The following is a 1,843-nucleotide window of genomic DNA, read 5'->3' as shown; positions in this document are numbered from 1 at the left end:
CAACTCTGTCAGCAGTGAAACCAGGAGCGCGTTAGAGCGCCTTCAAGAACAATTGCGCTCCAAGGCAAACGGCACCTCCCAGAGGCTATTACCTGAATCCGTGAAGCCGGCGCCGACACTTTCCCTATCACCGCCAGCGAGCACTTTTTGATCATTCGCCCCGTGCAAGTTGGCTTTCGCAAGCCCGTTATTGCCAAAACCCACCGTGCTGATCGGTGCTGACGGCCCGTTTTGTCATGCCTTTCCACCCGCCAGGCACGACATATCTGGCGATCGCGTGTCGCTTGGAACTGCTTGTGGATAGAGTGTCGCCGATTGACGGTCAGCATGGCGTTCCTCGTGGATAACGCAGTCGGCTCCGCAGCGTCTTGAGCACCGTCATGCGCCCGATATCCTGCCCGACGTCGAGGATGATCTGCCGTGCCTTGTGAATCACGAGAGCCGCACGGTGCACCAACTCTTGTAGCACGGTGCGCAGCCGGCGCCGCTTGGCCGGGTGGCGAACCGGGCTCAGCTCGCCGGTCATGCCTAGCTGTCCCATCAGGCGCAGGATGTTGTAGGCCAACTGGGCGAGATGCAGGATCAGATCGTTGGTGGCGAACTTGCCGGACGGCAAGCGCTCCAGGTCGAGATCGGTCTTGATCTCGCTGTGAAACTGCTCATGGGTGGCATGCGCCTGGTAGCGCTTGATCACCGCCTCCGGCGCCTCGTCCAGGCTGGTCCACCAGCCTTCCAACTCATAGTCCGGTTCGAGCAGCAACTGGCCATCGCGATCGGCGGTGCGCTCTACCAGGCGCATCACGCGTTGGACGACGTATTCGGTCTTGTTGTCGTCGTGGATCGAGACGGTCTGCGGCCACAGCGCCTGGCGCTTGCCAGGACGCAGCTCTTCCCAGTAGTCCGCCGCCACCGCCAGCCAGGTATCTCGATCAGCCGTGGCCGAGCCGCGCGGGTTCCATTTGACGACATAGTCGAGCCGGCGCCCCTCGTCGGCAAAGACCTGGCGTTGCTGTTCGAGAAGCGCCAGGTGCGCCTGGCTGTCGAAGCCGCTGTCCTCGCGTAACAGGATCGGTTGCCTGGTCAGGCATTGGGCGCGAGGCAGTACCCGCTCCAGGAAGGCGTTGCTCTCCTTCATGGTGTGCTGCTTGCCAGGCCGCAGTTCCAGACCCAGGCACCACCCTTCGTTGCCCAGATAGGCGGCGATCGGGGTGTAGCCATCGACCTTCTGGTAGGTCCGCGAGACGCCTTCCTTCTTCGAGTTGCTGTTGTCCATGACGAAGGTGTCGATGTCCAGGCAGACGTGCGTCGTCTCGGCGGTGATCGGTGCTTCGATCAGTGACAGCAGGGTCGTGGACCAGGTGGCGGTGCGCGCCTGCAGGTCGTTGGCGGCAAGTTTCTCCAGCCGCTGTCGCAGCGTCGCCGCGCTCGGCACCTTCTGCAGGGTCAGCAGTTGTTGGAAGGGCTTGTCGCGGCGGAAGTTCTCGACAGCGTCATAGTCGCTCATGCCCAGACACAGCAGGCCCAGGTAGCTCTTGATCACGTCACTGGTGCGCATGCCCAGCGTGGTGGGGAAGCGGCTGTCGATGCTGTCGACGCCAGCGATCTCGAAGCATTGCCCGATGATGGACAGCCCGGCGTGGCTGGTGAGGGTGCGGCGACTGGCGCGGAACTTTATGTTGGGCATGGCACTGTCTGGGTGAATGGCGATAATGGCTATATTGCCATGCAGGTCAGTGGGTTAGAAGTGCTTCCGGGGGCCGGTCTCACGGATTCAGGTATTACCTTCTGGTGACGCATGACAACTTTGTATTTCGAGTGTTTCGAAGACGCCAAAAACTTGGCG

Annotated in this window: 1 protein-coding gene; it reads right to left on the bottom strand. The window is 61.5% G+C overall.

All coding sequences use genetic code 11. The features are described 5' to 3' along the window. Positions 1–322: 322 nt before the first annotated feature. Positions 323–1,684 (bottom strand): IS1380 family transposase, encoded by a 1,362-nt coding sequence (locus tag FYJ79_RS12320; RefSeq protein ID WP_016915294.1) that lies wholly within the window; start codon positions 1,682–1,684, stop codon positions 323–325. Between the last annotated feature and the right edge of the window lie 159 nt (positions 1,685–1,843).

It is taken from the genome of Sharpea porci (assembly GCF_009695655.1).
In the GTDB taxonomy this organism is placed as follows: Bacteria; Bacillota_I; Bacilli_A; order Erysipelotrichales; family Coprobacillaceae; genus Sharpea; species Sharpea porci.
Note: the sequence above shows the minus strand (reverse complement) of the source record. Positions and strands in the feature narration are given on the sequence as shown.

Coding starts and splice junctions, on each gene's coding strand:
- FYJ79_RS12320 (WP_016915294.1), bottom strand. CDS start 1,684: ATGCCCAACATAAAGTTCCGCGCCAGTCGCCGCACCCTCACCAGCCAC.